General features: G+C 73.5%; 19 protein-coding genes and 1 tRNA gene. 8 read left to right on the forward strand and 12 right to left on the reverse strand.

All coding sequences use genetic code 11. The features are described 5' to 3' along the window. Positions 1-2: 2 nt before the first annotated feature. A complete protein-coding gene (locus ACIPSE_RS26420) occupies positions 3-1,826 on the forward strand; it encodes a glycoside hydrolase family 15 protein (RefSeq protein WP_401666677.1) in 1,824 nt (607 codons plus the stop codon). Here the strand turns inward: ACIPSE_RS26420 and galE are convergent. The 6 genes from galE to ACIPSE_RS26450 form a co-directional block, all read right to left on the reverse strand. Next, the gene (gene galE / locus ACIPSE_RS26425) at positions 1,774-2,844 is read right to left on the reverse strand and encodes a UDP-glucose 4-epimerase GalE (RefSeq protein WP_401666679.1); all 1,071 of its coding nucleotides are present in this window, start codon (positions 2,842-2,844) and stop codon (positions 1,774-1,776) included. The genes ACIPSE_RS26420 and galE overlap by 53 nt on opposite strands. A 138-nt stretch (positions 2,845-2,982) precedes the next feature. Further along, on the reverse strand, positions 2,983-3,519 hold the full coding sequence (locus ACIPSE_RS26430; protein ID WP_401666682.1) for an NUDIX hydrolase family protein: 537 nt from the start codon (positions 3,517-3,519) through the stop codon (positions 2,983-2,985). Positions 3,520-3,534: 15 nt separating this feature from the next. After that, entirely contained in the window at positions 3,535-4,635 is a 1,101-nt protein-coding gene (locus ACIPSE_RS26435) for an amidohydrolase family protein (protein WP_401666684.1), read from the reverse strand. Position 4,636: 1 nt separating this feature from the next. Next, positions 4,637-6,034, reverse strand: a complete 1,398-nt coding sequence (locus ACIPSE_RS26440) for a glutamine synthetase (RefSeq protein ID WP_401666686.1) — start codon at positions 6,032-6,034, stop codon at positions 4,637-4,639. A 43-nt stretch (positions 6,035-6,077) separates the two neighbouring features. After that, positions 6,078-6,872 (reverse strand): SAM-dependent methyltransferase, encoded by a 795-nt coding sequence (locus ACIPSE_RS26445; protein ID WP_401666688.1) that lies wholly within the window; start codon positions 6,870-6,872, stop codon positions 6,078-6,080. Positions 6,873-6,937: 65 nt separating this feature from the next. Then, positions 6,938-7,195, reverse strand: coding sequence for a hypothetical protein (locus tag ACIPSE_RS26450; protein WP_401666691.1), 258 nt, complete (start codon positions 7,193-7,195; stop codon positions 6,938-6,940). 152 nt (positions 7,196-7,347) lie between these two features. Between ACIPSE_RS26450 and ACIPSE_RS26455 the strand changes: the two genes are divergently transcribed. The 3 genes from ACIPSE_RS26455 to ACIPSE_RS26465 all read left to right on the forward strand — a co-directional run bounded on the left by ACIPSE_RS26455 (position 7,348) and on the right by ACIPSE_RS26465 (position 10,692). After that, on the forward strand, positions 7,348-7,833 hold the full coding sequence (locus tag ACIPSE_RS26455) for a potassium channel family protein (RefSeq protein WP_401666693.1): 486 nt from the start codon (positions 7,348-7,350) through the stop codon (positions 7,831-7,833). Between the two features lie 107 nt (positions 7,834-7,940). Beyond that, entirely contained in the window at positions 7,941-9,362 is a 1,422-nt protein-coding gene (locus tag ACIPSE_RS26460; RefSeq protein ID WP_401666695.1) for a cytochrome P450, read from the forward strand. Between the two features lie 85 nt (positions 9,363-9,447). Beyond that, positions 9,448-10,692 (forward strand): amidohydrolase, encoded by a 1,245-nt coding sequence (locus ACIPSE_RS26465; RefSeq protein ID WP_401666696.1) that lies wholly within the window; start codon positions 9,448-9,450, stop codon positions 10,690-10,692. Positions 10,693-10,702: 10 nt separating this feature from the next. Here the strand turns inward: ACIPSE_RS26465 and ACIPSE_RS26470 are convergent, their stop codons facing one another. Continuing rightward, a complete protein-coding gene (locus ACIPSE_RS26470; protein WP_401666698.1) occupies positions 10,703-11,512 on the reverse strand; it encodes an SAM-dependent methyltransferase in 810 nt (269 codons plus the stop codon). Between the two features lie 273 nt (positions 11,513-11,785). Here ACIPSE_RS26470 and ACIPSE_RS26475 point away from each other — a divergent pair, with 273 nt between their 5' ends. Both ACIPSE_RS26475 and ACIPSE_RS26480 read left to right on the forward strand, forming a co-directional pair. Continuing rightward, positions 11,786-12,559, forward strand: coding sequence for a sulfite exporter TauE/SafE family protein (locus ACIPSE_RS26475; protein ID WP_401666701.1), 774 nt, complete (start codon positions 11,786-11,788; stop codon positions 12,557-12,559). Between the two features lie 42 nt (positions 12,560-12,601). After that, positions 12,602-13,372, forward strand: coding sequence for a cobalt-precorrin-6A reductase (locus ACIPSE_RS26480; RefSeq protein ID WP_401666703.1), 771 nt, complete (start codon positions 12,602-12,604; stop codon positions 13,370-13,372). Here the strand turns inward: ACIPSE_RS26480 and ACIPSE_RS26485 are convergent. The 4 genes from ACIPSE_RS26485 to ACIPSE_RS26500 form a co-directional block, all read right to left on the reverse strand. Then, complete coding sequence (locus tag ACIPSE_RS26485; RefSeq protein WP_401666706.1) at positions 13,335-13,751, reverse strand: hypothetical protein; 417 nt, start codon at positions 13,749-13,751, stop codon at positions 13,335-13,337. The two genes, ACIPSE_RS26480 and ACIPSE_RS26485, sit on opposite strands and share 38 nt — an antisense overlap. Positions 13,752-13,822: 71 nt before the next feature. Next, a complete protein-coding gene (locus tag ACIPSE_RS26490) occupies positions 13,823-15,904 on the reverse strand; it encodes an MDR family MFS transporter (protein WP_401666708.1) in 2,082 nt (693 codons plus the stop codon). A gap of 63 nt (positions 15,905-15,967) precedes the next feature. After that, positions 15,968-16,738: a precorrin-6A synthase (deacetylating) gene (gene cobF / locus ACIPSE_RS26495; protein WP_401666710.1), complete on the reverse strand. Its 771-nt coding sequence runs from the start codon at positions 16,736-16,738 to the stop codon at positions 15,968-15,970. Between the two features lie 49 nt (positions 16,739-16,787). Further along, complete coding sequence (locus tag ACIPSE_RS26500) at positions 16,788-17,303, reverse strand: DUF309 domain-containing protein (protein ID WP_401666713.1); 516 nt, start codon at positions 17,301-17,303, stop codon at positions 16,788-16,790. Positions 17,304-17,402: 99 nt separating this feature from the next. On the opposite strand from ACIPSE_RS26500, the gene ACIPSE_RS26505 reads away from it, so the two are divergent. Then, positions 17,403-17,476 (forward strand) — tRNA-Pro (locus ACIPSE_RS26505). A gap of 140 nt (positions 17,477-17,616) precedes the next feature. Continuing rightward, positions 17,617-18,282, forward strand: a complete 666-nt coding sequence (locus ACIPSE_RS26510; RefSeq protein ID WP_401666715.1) for an NUDIX domain-containing protein — start codon at positions 17,617-17,619, stop codon at positions 18,280-18,282. A gap of 12 nt (positions 18,283-18,294) precedes the next feature. Here ACIPSE_RS26510 and ACIPSE_RS26515 read toward each other — a convergent pair whose 3' ends face one another. Continuing rightward, positions 18,295-19,080, reverse strand: a complete 786-nt coding sequence (locus tag ACIPSE_RS26515) for a GntR family transcriptional regulator (protein WP_401666717.1) — start codon at positions 19,078-19,080, stop codon at positions 18,295-18,297. Positions 19,081-19,082: the final 2 nt, after the last annotated feature.

A 19,082-nucleotide genomic window follows, 5' to 3' on the forward strand; every position in this document is an offset into this window, starting at 1 on the left:
CCATGAGCCCCCGCATCGAGGACTACGCCCTCGTCGGCGACCTGGAGACCGCCGCGATGATCGGCCGCGACGGCTCCGTCGACTGGCTCTGCCTGCCCCGCTTCGACTCCCCGCCCTGCCTCGCCGCCCTCCTCGGCACCGGCGAGCACGGCTTCTGGAAGGTCGCGCCCACCGCCCCCGGTGCCCGCGCCCGCAGGTCCTACGAACCGGACACGCTCGTCCTGGTGACCGAGTGGGAGACCCCCGACGGGACGGTCCGCGTCACCGACTTCATGCCGCCCCGGCGCCGGCTGCCCTGCCTGGTCCGGCTGGTGGAGGGCCTGTCCGGCGCCGTGCCGCTGCGCAGCGAACTGCGCCCACGCTTCCACCACGGCCGCGTCCAGCCCTGGGTCCGGGTCGCCGACGGGCGCACCGTCGCCGTCGCCGGACCGGACGCCCTGTGGCTGGGCACCGACGGACCCGGCGCCGACACCCGGGGCGAGGACCCGATGGTCCGCGACGTCACCGTGCCCGCCGGACGACGGCTGGCGTTCGTCGTCGTCTGGTCGCCCTCCCACCTGACCGAGCCGCCCGGCCCGCTGCTCCTCCCGGCGGAGACCGCCCTGAAGGAGACCCGCGACTTCTGGCGCCGCTGGACGGCACGCTGCCGCTACCGGGGCCCCTGGCGCGACGCCGTCGTGCGCTCCCTGATCATCCTCAAGGCGCTCACCCACGCGCCCACCGGCGGCATCGTCGCCGCCCCGACCAGCTCCCTGCCGGGCCGCATCGGCGGCGAACGCAACTGGGACCACCGCTACTGCTGGCTGCGCGACTCCACCCTGACCCTGTCCACCCTGCTGCGCGGCGGCTACCGCGAGGAGGCCACGGCCTGGCTCGACTGGCTCGTCCGGGCCGTCGCGGGCGACCCCGCGGGCCTCCAGACCGTGTACGGCGTCGCGGGCCAGCGGCTCCTGCCGGAGACCGAGGCCCCCTGGCTGCCCGGCTACGAGGGCTCCCGCCCCGTCCGCTTCGGCAACGCCGCCGTCGACCAGTTCCAGCTCGACGTGTACGGCGAGGTCCTGGACACCCTGTACCTCTCGCTGCGCGCCGGCATCCCCGTACCGGCCCATGTCCGGGACCTGGTCGAGGGCCTCATGACCCATCTGTGCCGCCACTGGCGCGAACCCGACCAGGGGCTGTGGCAGGTGCGCGGCCCCGCACGGCAGTTCGTCCACTCCAAGATCATGGTGTGGGTGGCCGCCGACCGGGCGCTGCGGATGGGCCGCGTCCTCGGCCGGGACGGCGACCGGGCCGCGTGGCGGGCGCTGCGCGACGAGGTGCACCGCGAGGTGTGCCGCGAGGGCTTCGACCCGCGCCTGCGCTCCTTCACCCAGTCCTACGGCTCCCCGGCCCTGGACGCCGCCGCGCTGCTGATCCCCCGCTCGGGCTTCCTGCCCGCCGGTGACGCGCGGGTGCGGGGCACGGTCGACGCCCTGCGCGGCCTCGCGCACGGCGGTTTCCTGCGCCGGTACGCGCCCGGGGGCCCAGGACCGCACGCCGTGGACGGGCTGCGCGGCGACGAGGGCACCGTCCTGGCCTGCACCCTCTGGTACGCGGACGCCCTCGCCGCCACCGGCCGGGTCGGGGAGGCCGAGGAGGTCTTCGCACGCGTCCTCGGCGTCCGCAACGACGTCGGGCTGCTCTCCGAGCAGTGGGACCCCGACGCCGGGCGTCAACTCGGCAACGCGCCCCAGGCGTTCAGCCACATCGCCCTCGTGGAGACCGCGTTCACGCTCACCGCGGCGGGCCGGGACGGCGCGCGGACCCGGCGTACCCCTGCGGATTGAGCCGCTGGAACCGCCAGGAGTCCCGGCACATGTCGTCCAGGTCCCGGCCGGGCCGCCACCCCCAGTCCGCGGCGACGGCCCCGGCGTCCGCGACCAGCTCCGCCACGTCCCCCGGGCGCCGCCCGACGACCTCGTGGGGGATCGCCCGGCCGCTCGCCCGCGCGTAGGCGTCGATCACGTCCAGCACCGAACTGCCGCTGCCCGAGCCCAGGTTGTAGACATGCAGGCCCGGCGCGTCGCCGAGGTGGTCGAGGGCCAGGCGGTGGGCCTCCACGGTGTCCATGACGTGGAGGTAGTCGCGCACGGCCGTGCCGTCGCGGGTGGGGTAGTCGCCGCCGAAGACCCGCAGCACCTCCCGCCGGCCCGCCGCGACCTGCGCCACGTACGGCATCAGGTTGTCGGGCTCGCCGCGCGGGTCCTCGCCGAGCAGCCCGCTGGGATGGGCGCCCACCGGGTTGAAGTAGCGCAGGCTGAGCACGGTGAACTCGGGCAGGCGGGCGCAGACGTCGGCCAGGACGCGCTCGCACAGCCACTTCGAGGTGGCGTAGGGGTTGGTCGGCCGGGCCGGGGTCCGCTCGTCCAGGGGGCCGCGTCCCGCGTCGCCGTACAGGGAGCAGGAGGAGGAGAAGACCAGGCGGTGCACGCCGTGCTCGCGCATGGCGCGGAGCAGGGCGGTCGTGCCGCCCACGTTGGTGTCGTAGTACTCGACCGGCAGCCGTGTCGAGGCGCCGACGGCCTTGAGGGCGGCGAAGTGGAGCACCGCGTCCACGGAGTGCCGGTCGAAGACGGCCGACAGGGCCCGGCGGTCGCGGACGTCCAGTTCGTAGACGGCGCCGACGAACCGGCCCGCGATCCGCTCCACCCGGGTCAGCACCTCGGGCGTGCTGTTGGAGTAGTCGTCGACCACGATCACCTCGTAGCCGTGGTCGAGGAGTTCCACGCAGGCGTGCGAACCGATGAAGCCGGCGCCGCCCGTGACGAGGACGGTCGACGGCGGGCCCGGTCCGCTGCGCGTCATGGCACGACCCTCCCGGAGGCGAGAGGCCCCGCAAGGTCACCGAGGTGTGTCACCGAGGTGTGTTTACACCGTATATGTACAACTTTGCGCCCCTTGACGTGCGGCGTCAAGGGGCGGTCGCCGATCCGGGCCGCGGCCTCAGATCACACAGCCCACATGGGCCAGCGCCTGCCGCAGCAGCACCCCGTGGCCGCCCGGCATCTCCGACTGGACCGCCTCCGACGCCGCCTCCTGCGGAGTGAACCAGACCAGGTCCAGCGCGTCCTGGCGCGGCCGGCAGTCACCGGTGACCGGGACGACATAGGCCAGCGACACCGCGTGCTGACGCGGGTCGTGGTACGGCGTGATGCCGATCGTGGGGAAGTACTCGGCGACCGTGAAGGGCTGCGGCGCCGCCGGGATACGGGGCAGCGCCACCGGGCCCAGGTCCTTCTCCAGGTGCCGCATCAGCGCGTCCCGGATGCGCTCGTGGTGCAGGACCCGACCGGACACCAGCGTCCGGCTGACCGTCCCGTCCGGGCCGATGCGCAGCAGCAGGCCGACGCTGGTGACTTCGCCGCTGTCGTCGACGCGCACGGGCACGGCCTCGACGTACAGGATCGGCATCCGGGCGCGCGCCTGTTCGAGGTCGTCGGGCGCGAGCCAACCGGGCGTGGTTTCGGTCATGTCAGACATTGCTTGATCATACTTTCAGGAGGCGCCGGGCAGGTGGTACACCCGGCGGGCGTTGTGTGCTCCCGCCCACTCGGCGAGACGCACGGCGTCGTGCGCGCTCATCTCGTCGGCGGCCACCCGGTCCTGGAGCAGTTCGCCCAGTCCCCGGCGGAAGGCCAGTGCTCCGAGACGGTAGAACTCGGCGAGACCGTACGCGTCGGAGCTGTACAGCAGTTTGCGGAACGGTGTGATCTCCAGAGCCTCCTCCAGCACCGCCCGCGCCCGCACCGGACCCACATGGTGCAGGGTCAGACCCACATCCAGGTACACCTGCTCGAACACCGACGCCAGATAGCCGGCCTGACGCTGGTAGGGCCAGCAGTGCAGGAGCAGCACCGGGATCGTCCCGGCGGTCGCGTGGAGCCAGTCGGTGAGACGCGCGGGGTCCACCCGGTGCAGCCGGATGTCGTTGTCCCCGAACCCCGTGTGCAGCTGGAGCGGCAGCCCCAGGTCGACCGCCGTCCACAGCAGATGCCGGACCAGCACCGGGTCCCGGAGCCGGCCCCCGGCCGCGAGCCGCTCCCTGGCGGCCCGCTCCACCTCGGCCGCCGAGGGGCGCCGGGGATCGAGGTCGAAGCCCGTGCGGTACGCCGCCACCGACTTCACGGCCACCACCCCGGGCCGCCGCACGGCCTGGAGGGCGGCGGCCCGGAACGCCTCCGCGTACGCGTCCGGCTCCACGCCCCCGGCCGCCAGCTCCTCCTCGACGCTCTCCAGCCGCACGACCTCGTACACCCGCTCGGCGGCCAGGTCGGTCGGGCCCAGCCCCGTGTCCAGGCAGTACGTGTCCGTGCCCGCGGCTTCGAGGAAGCGCCGGTTGACCTCCGGCGCGCCCAGCTCCGCCCGGCGGGCCAGGTACTCCTCGGGCGGGGCGTGCCGGTCCAGGCCGAGCAGCGGCGCGCAGTGGCGGCGCACGGACACGCCCACCGGGGTGTCGAACGCCGAGACGCCGGGCCAGCGGTCGCCCTCCGTGAGGAGCGACTCGAAACCGTCCCGGTCCAGGTCGTCCGTGACCACGCCGTGGCAGTGGTGATCGACCAGCCGCAGCGCCGCCAGCGCCTGACGCACCTCGCTCATCTCAGTACGTCCACCGGTAGGCCGCCGCGATCCGCTCGTCGTCCAGCCCGGCCACCGCCGCGCTCTCCCCCTCGCGCACGGCGATCACGGCGTCCGCGAGCACCGGCCCCAGCGCGGCGCGCAGCCGCTCCTGCGCGCGGAACTCCGCGACCGCCTCCGCCAGCGACACCGGCAGCCGCCGCACCCCGGGCACCTCGCCCGGAGGCAGCCCGGCCGGGTCGCCGGTGATCTCCCCGGGCAGCACCGCCCCGTCCACGATCCCGTCGACGCCACTGGCGATCACCGCGGCGAGCGCCAGATACGGGTTCGCGGCCAGGTCGACCGGTTTGACCTCCAGGTTCGCGGCCCGGTCCGTCAGGCCCCGGGTGCCGGTGACGACCCGGAGCGCCGCCTCGCGCGCCTCACGGCCCCAGGCGGTGAACACCCCGGCCCACTGGGACGGCTTGAGACGCAGATAGCTGGCGGGGCTCGGGGCGGTGACCGCCAGGAGGGCCGGGAGGCGGGCGAGGATCCCGGCCGCGAACGACTCCGCGTCCGCCGTCATGCCGTACCGTCCCTCGCCCCCGCCGTGCAGGTTGCGGCCCGCGCGCCAGGCGGACAGATGGAGATGGCCGCCGTTGCCGACGCCCCGCGCGAGGACCGCGGGGGAGAAGGACACCACCAGGCCGTGCCGCTGGGCCACCGCGCGGATCGTCTGCCGCACCAGCACACTGCGGTCGGCCGCCGCCACCGGGTCGAGCGCGCCCACCGACACCTCGAACTGCCCGGCCGCGTACTCGGGATGGAACTGCTCCACCTCCACGCCCTGGGCCGCGAGCGCGGCCAGCAGATCGGCCCCGCAGTCGCTCGACCCGACCTGCCGCGCCGCCCCGTACGCCGGACCCGGGACCGCGGGCACGAACTCCCCGGCCGCCTCCGGGCCCCGGCCCATCGTCCACTCGACCTCGATCGCCGCCCGGAAGGTCAGGCCGTGCCGCCGCTCGGCGTCCGCCACCAGATGGCGCAGCAGGGTCCGGGTGCAGCCGGGGTGCCGCTCGCCCTCCTGGGTGATCCGGTCCACGGGCGCCCACGCCCAGCCGGGCTGGGCGGCGAGGACGGTGAGCCGGTCCAGGTCCGGGTACAGGCGCAGATCGCCGTCGGGGGAGCCGAGGACGTCCGTGCTGACGATCGAGTCGTCGGCGAGGAACGTGTCGAAGACGGGCGACATACCCACCCCCCAGGCCGCCGCCGAGGCGAGCTTCGCGGTCGGGACCGTCTTGACCCGGCAGACGCCCGCCGTGTCGACGTACGCCAGCACGACACCGTGCACGCCCCGGCCCTCCAGCTCGCCGGCGAGCGCCGTCGCCCGCTCGACGTCACCGGGACGGCCCCCGGGCACGGGATCGGCAAGGGTGGTCATACGTCCTCCGCTCCACGGCGCGACCGGCCACGACGGTCCCGCGTCAGGGTTTCACGCCCACCGCCGCGAACTGCGGTACCACGGCCGGGGAGTTCGATTCCGCGCCCCACAGGGAGCAGGACACCAGGCCCGGTTCGAGCAGGTCGAGCCCGTCGAACCAGCCGGCGACGTCCGTGCCGCCGCGCGCGGTGATCGGCGGGGTCGCGTGCTCGTTCCAGAACGCCATCGCCGGTATCTGGCCCGCGCCGCCGAGCGCGTCGTCCGCGGTGGGATGCGTCAGGACGAGACAACTGCCCGACGGCACCCCCTCCATCAACCGGCGGACGATCCCGCGCGCCGTGTCGTCGTCGAGGACGAAGTTGAGGACGCCGAGCAGCATCACGGCGACCGGCCGCGTGAAGTCCAGGGTCCGCGCGGCGCGTTCGAGGATCGCCGCCGGGTCGTGGACGTCGGCCTCGATGTAGTCGGTGCGGCCCTCGGGGGTGCTCGTCAGCAGGGTGCGGGCGTGGGCGAGGACGAGGGGGTCGTTGTCGACGTAGACGATCCGCGCGTCCGGCGCGATCCGCTGCGCCGTCTCATGGGTGTTGTCCACCGTCGGCAGGCCCGAGCCGATGTCCAGGAACTGCCGCATCCCGTGCTCGGTGGTCAGCCGGCGCACCGCACGGCCCAGGAACTCCCGGTCGGCGCGCGCGATGTCCCGCACCAGGGGGAACATCGCCGCGATCCGGTCGCCGACCCGCCGGTCGATCTCGTAGTTGTCCTTGCCGCCGATCCAGTGGTTCCACACCCGCGCGTTGTGCGCGACGGAGGTGTCGGGCCTCGACGGTGTCTCGCTCACGTGCGGTGGTCCTCTCCTCGCCCGGCGGCCGTGACGGCCGTGAGCGCCATTGTGCCGCCCGGTGATCACGGTGTCCGGGGAATCGGCCCCTCGTCCGCGGGCCGGATCCGCACCCGGCGGCTGCCGCACCGGGGACAGACCGCGTCGGTGAGCGGTGAGCTGATCGCCCTGCCGTCCTCGTCGACGTACTCCTGGGTGCTGGCGGAGGTCGGGTCGAGGGGGTTGGTGAAGAACATCAGCCGGAACGTGGCCTCCCAGGTCCGGCCGCAGGCACCGCAGGCGAACGCGAAGGTCTCCGGCACGGAACCGGGGTCTGCGGTCATGGGTCCTCCGTCCGACGGGCGTCCTGCCCCCAGCCAAGGTCGGCGGCGCGGCCCCGGCAACTCGAACGCCCCGCCCGGCATGCCCGCCCCGGCCCGGGCCCCGACACTGGCCCCAGAACCGCCCGTCCCCGCCCGCACCCCCAGGAGTGGCCATGCTGCCCGGATTCCTCGCCAGGGCGGTCGCGGCGCTGCTCGGCCGCGACGGCCACGGCGGCCGGGAGGGACGCTCGCTGCACCTCAAGGCGGCGGGCACGGCGACGGCGGTCCTCGGCGTGGTGATGCTCGCCGGGTCATGGGCGGTCGTCGCCGCCGAACAGGGCGCGCGCGGAGCCAATCTGACGACGTATCCGCGGGGACTGTGGTGGTCGATCGAGACGGCCACCACCGTCGGGTACGGCGACTTCTACCCGGTGACGTTCTGGGGCCGTGTCGTCGGCACCGTCGTCATGGTCGTCGGCATCACCACCTACGGCATGGTCACCGCCGCGCTCGCCACCTGGTTCGTCGGCCGGGAGCAGCAGCGCAAGCACCATCTCGCCGAGGGGGCAAGGGAGTTGGAGGAGGAGACGGTCCGGGCGCTGCACGAACGCTTCGACCGCGTCGAGCGGTTGCTGGCCCGCAGGGGCGGACCGGAGTGATTACCCGTGAGTACCCCGGGACTTGACGGCGCCGCCGCCTCGGGTAGGGTCCGTGCGGTTCGTGACGGACTCGCGTCGAACGGGCGGGTGGCTGAGGGGGGCGCACCATGGAGTTCCAAGTGGTCGACGGCGGCGGGACGGTGCCGGACGACACGCGGCTGGAGGACCTGGCCGCCGACCCGCTGCTCACCCGGGACTACGAGACCCGCCCCGCCCTCGTCTACGAGCGGCTGCGCGAGCGGCACGGCCCGGTGGCGCCGGTGGACCTGCTGGGCGTGCCGGCATGGCTGGTGCTCGGCTACCGCGAGTCGCTCCAGGTGCTCCAGGACGACAAGGGCTGGCCCAAGGGGCTGGAGAACTGGCGGGCCAGGACCGAGGGCCGGGTGCCCGCCGACTGGCCCCTCGCGCCCTCCCTGGAGGTCAACCACGTACTGATCCAGGGCGGCGACGGCCACCGCAGGCTGCGCGCCGCCTGGGACACCGCCCTGCGCCCCTTCCAGGACCCGCGCAACCCGCAGGCCAAGCGGCTCAGGGCCGCCGTCACCGGGTACGCCGACGAGCTGATCACCCTGCTCTCCCAGGGAGGCCGCACCGGCCACGCCGACCTGTCCGCGCAGTTCTCCCGCCCGCTCCCGCTGATGGCGGCGAGCCACCTCCTCGGCTTCCCCGGCTCCCAGGGCGACGAGGCCCTCATGGACATGTGGCGGGTCCTGGACGCGGGCCCCGACGCCGAACCCGCCCTGGAACGGCTGCTGAAGACCCTCTCGGACCTCGCCGTCACCAAGACCGGGCAGCCCGGCGACGACTTCCCCTCCCACCTCCTCGCCGCGCAGCCCGACCTCAGCGTCGACGAACTCGCCCGCGAACTGTTCATGCTGCTCGGCATGGTCTCCGACCACGTCGGCATCCTCATCTCCAACACCGTCGTCGAGGTGATCTCGGGGGAGGGCGACGGCGGGGTGCGCCGCACCCTGTCCGCCGGAATGGTCCGCGAGACGATGAACCGGGTCGTCATGCGCAAGCCCCCGCTGGTCAACTTCGTCCCGAGGTTCCCCGTCGAGGACACCGCGCTGGGCAACTACACCATCCGCGCGGGCGACCCCGTCTGGGTCTCCGCCGCCGCGGCCCACGCCGACCCCCTGTTCGCCGGGCAGACCAGCCCGGGCTCCTCCAGCATCAGCAGCCGCGCCCATCTCTCCTGGGGCGCGGGCCCCCGCCAGTGTCCCGCCCGGGAGCTGGCCTTCACGATCGCGGCGGCCGGGGTGAGCCGTCTCGTCGAACGGTTCGGCCACCTCGAACCCGCCCTCCCCGTCGACCAGCTCCCCTGGCGCTCCTCCCCGTTCATGCGCGGCCTGCGCTCACTGCCGGTGCGGTACGAACTGACGGGCCCGGTCCAGCCGCTGCCGGAGCCGGCGCCGGAGACGGCCGAGGCGGCGGACACCCCGGAGGCGGCCGAGGAGGCGGCCGAGCGGGCGGTGCGGCGGCGGTCGTCGCTGTGGCGGTATCTGACGGGGCTCATCCGCCGCTGACGGCGGCCGGACCGTGCGGGGGCCGGGTTCGTGTGTCACGGTGACTCGTGCGCACGTGTTCGACCTTCGACGAGAGGTGACCAGCATGACCGACGCCGCCCGTGTGGCCCGGCTCACCGAGGACCTGACGTCCGCGCTGAAGACGGGTGACCTGGAGGACTTCTACCGGGACCTGCACCGGCACCCGGAGCTGTCCTTCCAGGAGCACCGCACGGCGGCACGGCTCGCCGCGCGGCTGCGGGCGGCCGGGTTCGAGGTCACCGAAGGCGTCGCCGGGACGGGCGTGGTCGGCGTCCTCGCCAACGGCGACGGGCCCGTGGTGTGGCTGCGCGGCGACATGGACGCGCTCCCGGTGACGGAGGCCACCGGACTGCCGTACGCCTCGACCGCCGACGGGGTGATGCACGCCTGCGGGCACGACCTGCACGTGACCTGGCTGACGGGCGCGGCCGAGGCGCTCGCGGCCGGGCGGGAGACCTGGTCGGGGACGCTGGTGGTGATCGGCCAGCCCGCGGAGGAGTCCGGCGGGGGAGCGGCGGCGATGGTCGCCGACGGACTCCAGGAGCGCTTCCCGCGCCCCGACGCGGTCTTCGGACAGCATGTCGCGCCCGGACCCGCCGGGTTCTACCCGCACACCCCGGGGCTGATCATGTCCGCCGCCGACGAGATCGAGGTCGTCATGCACGGCCTCGGCGGTCACGGCTCGCGCCCGGAGGCGACCGTCGACCCGGTGGTCACGGCCGCGTACATCGTGACGCGGCTGCAGACCGTGGTCTCCCGGGAGGTCGCCGCGAGCGACGCGGCCGTGCTGACCGTCGGGCAGCTGCACGCGGGCACCAAGAACAACATCATCCCCGCCGAGGCGCGCCTCGGGCTGAACCTGCGCACCCAGGAGACCCGGGTGCGCGAGCGCGTCCTCACCGCGGTGCGGCGCATCGTCGAGGGCGAGTGCCGGGCGGCGGGCTGCCCCGTGCCGCCCGAGGTCACCCTCACCCAGGGCTACCCCAACACCGTCAACGACGCCGACCTCGACCGGGAGATCGCGGCCGTCCACCGCGAACTCTTCGGCGAGCACACGGTGTTCGACTTCGGCCCGGCGATGGGCAGCGAGGACTTCGGGCTCCTCGCGCCCCAAGGCGTGCCGTACGACTTCTGGTTCGTGACGTCGACCCCGGCGGACGTCTGGGCCGCGGCGCGGGGCGAGGAACTGGCGGAGCAGCTGGGTGACGTGCCCGCCAACCACAGCCCGCTCTTCGCCCCCGACCTCGCCGTCCTCGTCCCCGGGGTGCGGACGCTGGCGTCCGCCGCGCTCAGCCGCCTCACGGCCTGACGCCCGCCGCCTACGGCTTGACGCCCACCGCTCCGTACAGGGACACCGGCCCGGGGCCGATGTCGGACTCGCCGTCGGCGAGCTCGGGACGCCAGTCCCGCACCGACACGATCCCGGGCTCGACCAGGTCCAGGCCCTGGAAGAAGCGGCCGAACCGGTCCTTGTCGCGGGCGACCAGGGTGACCCCCGACGCCTTGTAGGCGGTGATCCCCTGCTCGACCTCCTCCGGTTCGAAGTCGGCCGTCATCGCCGACAGCACCAGGCGGCTGCCCGGGGCGAGCGCGCCGACGAGGGTGTCCACCACCTCGTGGGCGCCGTCCTCGTCCGCGATGAAGTGCATCAGCGCGATCAGCGACAGGGCCACCGGGCGGTCGAGGTCCAGGATCGCGCCCGCCCGGTCGAGGATCTGCCGGGGATCGCGGGCGTCGGCCTGGACGTACTCCGTCACACCGTCGTCCGTGCCGCGCAGCAGCGCGCCCGCGTGGGCCAGGACGATCGGGTCGTTGTCGACGTAGACGACCCGGGCGTCCGGGGTGACCTGCTGGGCGATCTGGTGCAGGTTCGGCTCGGTGGGGATGCCGGTGCCGATGTCGAGGAACTGGCTGATGCCCTGGCCCACCAGAAGCCGGGTGGCCCGGTGCATGAACCAGCGGTTGGCGCGCGCGGCCCGCGGGGCGTCGCCGTTCAACCCCGCGATCCTGCGGCCGAGTTCCTCGTCGACCGGGTAGTTGTCCTTGCCGCCCAGATACCAGTCGTACACGCGGGCCGGATGCGGCTTCGTCGTGTCGATTCTCGGAGAGGCCGGTTCGGTGCCGGTCACGGATGACTCCCTCTGCTCGCTCGGCAAGGCTGCGAGCAGTGTTGCACGAGCGGCGACCTGCGACGCAGCCGGAGCCCGGTCCCCGCGGCAGGTCAACGGCCTTGCCCGGGAGGGGCGTTGCCGGGTTGATGGGCTTGTCGGACGTCTTGTCCCGGCCCCCGTGCGCACGGACGCGTGCGGTCGCCCTCCCCGCGCCCGTTACCGCACGGTAGGGACCAAACAGCGAGACGCCCCTGACGGCGGCGGATGCGTGCGCATAGCATCGGTTTCCGCATGAACACGATGACCCTCTGGCACATCACCGGCTGGGAGTTCGCGGCGCTCGCCTGCGCCGCCCTCCTCGTCGGTTTCTCCAAGACCGCCGTGAGCGGGGCCAACACGGTGAGCCTCGCCATCTTCGCCGCGGTCCTGCCCGCCCGCGCCTCCACCGGCGTCCTCCTGCCGATCCTGATCGCCGGTGACGTCCTCGCCGTGCTCACCTACCGGCGGCACGTGCACTGGCCCACCCTGTGGCGGCTGTTCCCGGCGGTCGCCGCGGGCGTCGTCGCCGGGACGCTGTTCCTGATGTGGGCCGACGACGGGATCGTCCGCACGTCGATCGGCGCGATCCTGCTGCTGATGGCGGGCGTGACGGTGTGGCGGCGGCGCCGGACGGACACGGAGGACGCCCCGGACTCCGTCGCCACCCGGGCGGGCCGGGTCAAGGCCCGCTCCTACGGCGTCCTCGGCGGCTTCACCACCATGGTCGCCAACGCGGGCGGCCCCGTGATGTCCCTCTACCTGCTCTCCGCGGGTTTCCGGAAACTGGGCTTCCTCGGCACGTCCGCGTTCTTCTTCCTCATCGTCAACGTCTCCAAGGTCCCCTTCAGCGTCGGCCTCGGCCTCATCGACGCGAACTCCCTGCTCCTGGACGCCGCGCTCGTCGCCTTCGTCGTCCCCGGCGCGGTCATCGGCAAGTGGGCCGTGGACCGGATCAACCAGCGCCTCTTCGAGCGGATCGTCATCGCGGCGACGATCGTCGGCGGCCTCCAGCTCCTGCTGCGCTGACCGCGGCGGCGAGAGGGCCGCGCGCCCCCTTAGGCTCTCCCCATGTCCCCGCACGTCCTCATCCTCGGCGGCACCACCGAGGCCCGTGAACTCGCCGCGGCCCTCACCGCGCTGCCCGGGGTCCGTGTCACGACCTCGCTCGCGGGCCGGGTCAGGAGCCCCGGCACGGTCACCGGGGACGTCCGCATCGGCGGCTTCGGGGGCGCGGACGGCCTCGCCGCCTGGCTGCGGGAACAGCGCGTGGACGCCCTCGTCGACGCCACCCACCCCTTCGCCGAGGTCATCACCGCCCACGCGGCCCGCGCCGCCGCGGACACCGGCGTCCCGGCCGTCGTGCTGCGCCGCCCCGGCTGGCTGCCCGGGCCCGAGGACCGGTGGCACACCGTCGGCTCGCTCGCCGAGGCCGCCGACGTCCTGCCCCGGTTCGGCCGCCGTGTCTTCCTCACCACCGGCCGCCTCGGCCTCGCCGCCTTCGCCCACCTGACCGGCCTCCACTTCGTCGTACGGTCGGTGGAGCTGCCCGATCCGCCGATGCCCCCGCACACCGAGGTCCTCCTGGCCCGGGGCCCGTTCACCGTCGACGACGAGACCGCGCTGCTGTCCACGCACTGCGTCGACGTCCTCGTCACCAAGGACAGCGGGGGAGAGGCGACCGCCGCCAAACTCACCGCCGCCCGCCGTCTGGCCCTGCCCGTGGTGGTCGTCCGCCGTCCGGGCCTGCCCGACGGACCGGTCCCCGTCCCCGACGTCGAGGGCGCGCTGAGCGCGCTCGGCCTCAGCCCGAGACGACCGAGGCCCGCATCCGGTCGATGACGCGCAGGATCTCGGCACGGTTCTTGGCGCTCTTGACCCAGGCGGGCAGCCGCCCGATGTACGTCATCTTCCGCCCGTGCTCGTACCAGGGGGCTCGCTCCCGCAGGTCCGCCGCGACGAACCGGCGCAGCAGATCCAGATGCTCCAGGTTGTACGCCCACACCTCGCCGTGCCGGGTGTCGCCCCGCAGCCACAGCGCCGGCCGCGACCGGTGGGGCCCGAGCGCCCGGCACAGCCCGCAGGACCGGCAGATCACCCGTGCTCCGGCGGCGTGGGCGACACGGTCGCAGCGCGGGCAGCGCACCAGCGCGGAGGTGGCGAAGTGCCAGGCGTCCAGACCGGGGTCGTGGAAGCGGACGGGGGCGTGGGCGCGGGACATACCGGGAGTATGGCGGGCGGCGGGGAGGCGGGGCATCCGGATTTCCCGAGGGCGACCGGAGGCCCCACGGGTCACCGCGCGGTGGTCAGCTCGTCCTGTTTCTGCGGCAGCCCGGTGCTGAGGTCCTCCACCAGGAGGCGCTTGGAGATGGCGTCGACGGCGGCGCGCAGATCGACGCCGGCCGGGCGGCCGATGTCCTGCTGGACGCGGCCCTCCAGCCAGGTCGCCCAGGCCTTCCCGATGACCTGTGCCTCGCGGGCGCCCGCCGCGGTGTGGGACAGCAGTGAACCGGAGCGGGTGAGGAAGCCCTCCTCGACCATCCGGTCGAAGACCGGCAGGAGCACCTCGGGCGGCATGTGCCGACGGGCCGCGATCATGCCGAGACTGGCATGGCCGACGATCCGCGTGTGCAGCTCGACCTGCATCACCGCCCAGGAACCGGCGATGTCGAGGCGGGTGTCGGCCGACGCGAGGATGCCGCGCGCCGTGTCCAGGTCGGTACTGCCGATGATCTTCCCGACGGACGCCTCCAGCACCCGCTGCGAGTTCGCCCCGGACGGCTGGCCGAAGCCCTCGCCCATGTCGGTGGAGCCCGCGCGGGCACTGTCGCGCAACTGCACCTGCTTGAGGAACAGCGCCACCACGAACCCGACGGCGGCGACCGGGACCGTCCACAGGAAGACCGTCTGGATGGTGTCCGCGTACGCGTCGACGATCGGCGCGGCCACCCCCGACGGCAGCTCGTGCAGCCCCTCCGGACTGGTCGCCGCCTTGGTGACGACCGCCGGGTCCACCGCCCCGCCGCCCACCCGTACGGCCTCGGTGACCGCCTCCTCGAGGTTCGGCGAGAGCGTGTTGGCGTAGATCGTGCCGAAGACGGCGGTGCCGAAGGAACTGCCCAGCGTGCGGAAGAAGGTGACCCCGGAGGTCGCGGTGCCCAGATCGGCGTACTCGACGGTGTTCTGCACGGCGATCGTCAGCACCTGCATGCACAGCCCGATCCCGGTGCCGAGCACGAACATGTACAGCGACTCCAGCCACGCGCCGGTGCCCGGACCCATCAGCGACATCAGGTACAGCCCGAGGCCCATCACCAGGGAGCCGGCGATCGGGAACAGCCGGTACTGCCCGGTCCTGCTGACCACGGTGCCGCTCGCGATCGACGCGATCAGCAGCCCGACGACCATCGGCAGGGTGCGCACACCGGAGACCGTCGCCGAGTCGCCGTCGACGTACTGGAGATAGGTCGGCAGATACGTCATCGCGCCGAGCATCGCGAAACCGACGATGAAGCTGAGGATCGAGCACACCGTGAACACGGGGTTCGAGAACAGCCGCATCGGCAGCATCGGTTCGCTCGCCCGGGTCTCCACCCAGCAGAACAGCCCGAGCGCGACCACCCCGCCGACGAACAGCCCGACGATGACCCCGGAACCCCACGCGTACTCGTTGCCGCCCCAACTCGTCGCCAGGATCAGCGCGCTGGCGCCCACCGCGACCAGCGCGATGCCGAGGTAGTCGATGACGGGCCGCGCCGCCGACTTCACCACCGGGATCGTGCGCGCCGCCGCGAACACCACGACGATCGCGATCGGGACGTTGACGTAGAACGCCCAGCGCCAGGTCAGATGGTCGGTGAACAGACCGCCCAGCAGCGGCCCGATGACGGTCGCGACACCGAACACGGCGCCGATCGCCCCCTGGTACTTGCCGCGTTCCCGCAGCGGGATGACGTCCGCGATCAGCGCCATCGACGTGACCATCAGACCGCCCGCGCCGATGCCCTGCACCGCCCGCCAGGCGATCAGCAGCGTCATGTTCCCGGCCAGACCGCACAGGAACGAACCCGTGATGAACACGACCGTGGAGACCTGGAAGACGACCTTGCGGCCGAAGAGGTCACCGAACTTGCCCACCAGGACCGTCGACACGGTCTCCGCGAGGAGGTACGCGGTGACCACCCACGACATGTGCTCGGCGCCGCCCAGATCCGACACGATCGTCGGCAGGGCCGTGCCCACGATCGTCTGGTCGAGCGCCGCGAGCAGCATGCCGAGCATGATCGTCACGAAGACGATGTTCCGCTGCCTGCTGCTCAGCACCGGCGGCTCCGCGACGGGAGAGGGCGACGCGCTTTCCTCGGTCACTGTCACGAGGTCACGATCACACCGGTGGCCTACAGCCGCACGCGGGGCGGAGCCGCTCGGGTGGCCCGCTCAGGCCCGGGGGTTGCGGCGCAGCAGATACGTGTCCATGATCCAGCCCTTGCGCTCCCGCGCCTCGGCCCGCAGCCGCTCGATCCGCGGCCCCGCCTCGGCGATCGGACCCGAGACGAGGATCTCGTCCGGGGTGCCGACGTAGGCGCCCCAGTAGATGTCGATGTCGTCGTCCGCGTACGCCCGGAACGCCTGGTGCGCGTCCAGCATCACCACGACGTCGTCCACCCCGTCCGGGAACCCCTCGGCCAGCCGCCGCCCCGTGGTGATCTGCACCGGACGCGCCACCCGGTTCAGCCCCGTGCGATGCCGGGCGACCAGCGCCGACACACTGCTGATGCCCGGCACCACGTCGTACGCGAACTCCACCGCGCCCCGCTCCAGGATCTCCTCCAGGATGCCGAGCGTGCTGTCGTACAGCGCCGGATCGCCCCACACGAGGAACGCGCCCGTGTCGTCCTCGCCCAGCTCGTCCGTGATCAGCCGCTCGTAGATCGCGGCCCGGGCGCTGCGCCAGTCCCCGACCGCGGGCGAGTACGCCGCCCCGCCGGCCGTCCGGTCCCGCTCCGGGTCCCGCGCCCGCACCACCCGGTACGCGCCCGGTGTCGCGTGCGCCTCCAGGATGTCGCCGCGCAGATCCGTCAGATCGCTCTTCACCTCGCCCTTGTCGAGGACGAAGAACACGTCCGTGCCCCGCAGCGCCCGCACCGCCTGGAGGGTGAGCTGCTCGGGGTCGCCCGCACCGATACCGATCACATGAATCTTCCGCACGCCCCGAGTCTGCCGTACGCCCCCGCGCGCCACGGCACCGCGTCCCAGGTCAGGAGGTCAGCCGCGGTGCCCTCGCCGCCGCGTCCACCGGCGGCCCGCCCGCCTCCACGTCCGCCGCCAGCCCGCGCGCCCACCCCGCGACCGAGGCCAGGTCCAGCCCGTACGGCTCCGGCCGCCCCGTATCCGCCGCCCACTCCTGGACCACGTCCGCGCCCCGCCGCAGCAGCCGCGCCCCGCCCGTCGCGTTGCCCCGCGCGGAGTGCGTGAGCCCCACCGCGAGCTGGGCCAGACCCCGCCACAGGGCGCGCTCCTGCTCCGGGCCCGACTTCCAGGCGTCCTCGAACACCTCGTGCGCGTGGAACGGCTTGCCCGCCGCCAGCAGCTCCTGCGCCTCGGCGACACTGCGCTCCGGGGTCCGCACCACGCCCTCCGGCTGCCGCTCCACCCCCTCGGCGCCGTACGGCAGGGGCCGTCCGAGGCCGTCCCGGGGCCGGGCGTTGCGGGCCCGCCCCTCCGTGTCCCGGTCCCGCGCGTCGGCCGTCCGGCCGGAGAATGAGCTGCCCATACGTCGATTGTCCCGCGCCGCCCGGACCGTTTTCGAAGTGCCCCCGCGGGTGGGGTAAAGTAATCGACGCGTGATCACGCGGTTCCACCGCGCGAACACCGGGACGTGGCGCAGCTTGGTAGCGCACTTGACTGGGGGTCAAGGGGTCGCAGGTTCAAATCCTGTCGTCCCGACTCTGCGGAGTCGTCGTCCGAGGGGCGGTTCGGGAGAGATCCGGAACCGCCCCTCGGTCGTTCTCCGGGGACCTGGTCCCGCGTGATAGGCAGACGTGCATGAACTCCGCGCACCTCCTCCTCTTCCCGGCCGGCCCCCGATGACCGCCGGTGCCGACACCCCCGACGGCCGGGGCCGCACCGGACTCCACCGCACCGGGCTGGGCCTCACCGGCAACCCCCGGGTCAAGGTCCGTGACGTGACGCTCCTGTCCAGCCACTGGTACGTCGAGCGGACCACGACCTTCGACGTCCAGCGGGCGGACGGCAGTTGGACCACCCAGCAGCGCGAGACCCACGACCGGGGCAACGGCGCGACCATGCTGCTGTACGACGCCGGACGCGAAACCGTGCTGCTGACACGGCAGTTCCGCTTCCCCGTGTACGTCAACGGCCACCCCGACGGCATGCTCATCGAGACCCCGGGCGGAGTGCTCGACGACGAGGACGAGCACCCGGAGGTGGCGGTGCGGCGCGAGGTGGTCGAGGAGACCGGGCACACCATCGGCGCCGTCCGGCACGTCTTCGACGTCTACATGAGCCCCGGGTCGGTGACCGAGCGCGTCAGCTTCTACGCGGCCGAGTACGGCAGCGCCACCCGCACCCACGAGGGCGGCGGCCTCGACGAGGAGGGAGAGGACATCGAGATCCTCGAACTCCCCTTCCGCAGAGCCCTGGAGATGATCCGCAGCGGCGAGATCAACGACGCCAAGACCATCATGCTGCTCCAATGGGCGGCCCTGGACGGCCCGTTCGCGACCTCGTAGCCAACCGGCGGCTCAGGACCTGACCAGCAACTGGAAGTCGAAGGCGTACCGGGACGCGCGGTAGATGTGCGTCCCGTACTCCACCGGCCGCCCCGTGTCGTCGTACGCCGTGCGCTGCATCGTCAGGACCGCCGCGCCCACCGTCTCGTCGAGGCGGGCCGCCTCCCGCGCGGTCGCGGAGCGGGCGCCGACCGTCTGCCGGGCGCTGTGCAGGGTGATCCCGGCCGTCCGCATCAGCCGGTACAGGCCCGTCGACTCCAGCCGGGCCGTGTCCAGGTCCAGCAGCGTCGCGGGCAGGTAGTTGCACAGACACGCCACGGGCTGCCCGTGCGTGGCCCGCAGCCGCTCCAGGACGACGACCTCGGCGCCCTCCGCGAGGCCCAGCGCGGCGGCCACGTCGGCGGGCGCGGGCATCCGCTCGTTGCGGACGACCTCCGTGGTGGGGCCCTGTCCGGCGGTCTCCAGGTCGTCGTACAGGCTGCTGAGTTCGAGGGGGCGCTTGACCTGGCTGTGCACGACCTGCGTGCCCACGCCGCGCCGCCGGACCAGCAGGCCCTTGTCGACCAGGGACTGGATGGCCTGGCGGACCGTCGGGCGGGACAGGCCGAGGCGCACGGAGAGGTCGATCTCGTTGCCGAGCAGGTTCCCCGGGGCGAGGACGCCGTGCTCGATGGCCGCCTCCAGCTGCTGGGCGAGCTGGTAGTAGAGCGGTACCGGACTGCCCCGGTCCAGGGCGAAGTCCAGCGAGTCGAGCGCGGGCGCGCCGGCCGCGCGTGCGGTGGCGCCGGGCTTCGCCATGG

This window comes from Streptomyces sp. NPDC090106, from assembly GCF_044747265.1.
Lineage (GTDB): Bacteria > Actinomycetota > Actinomycetes > Streptomycetales > Streptomycetaceae > Streptomyces.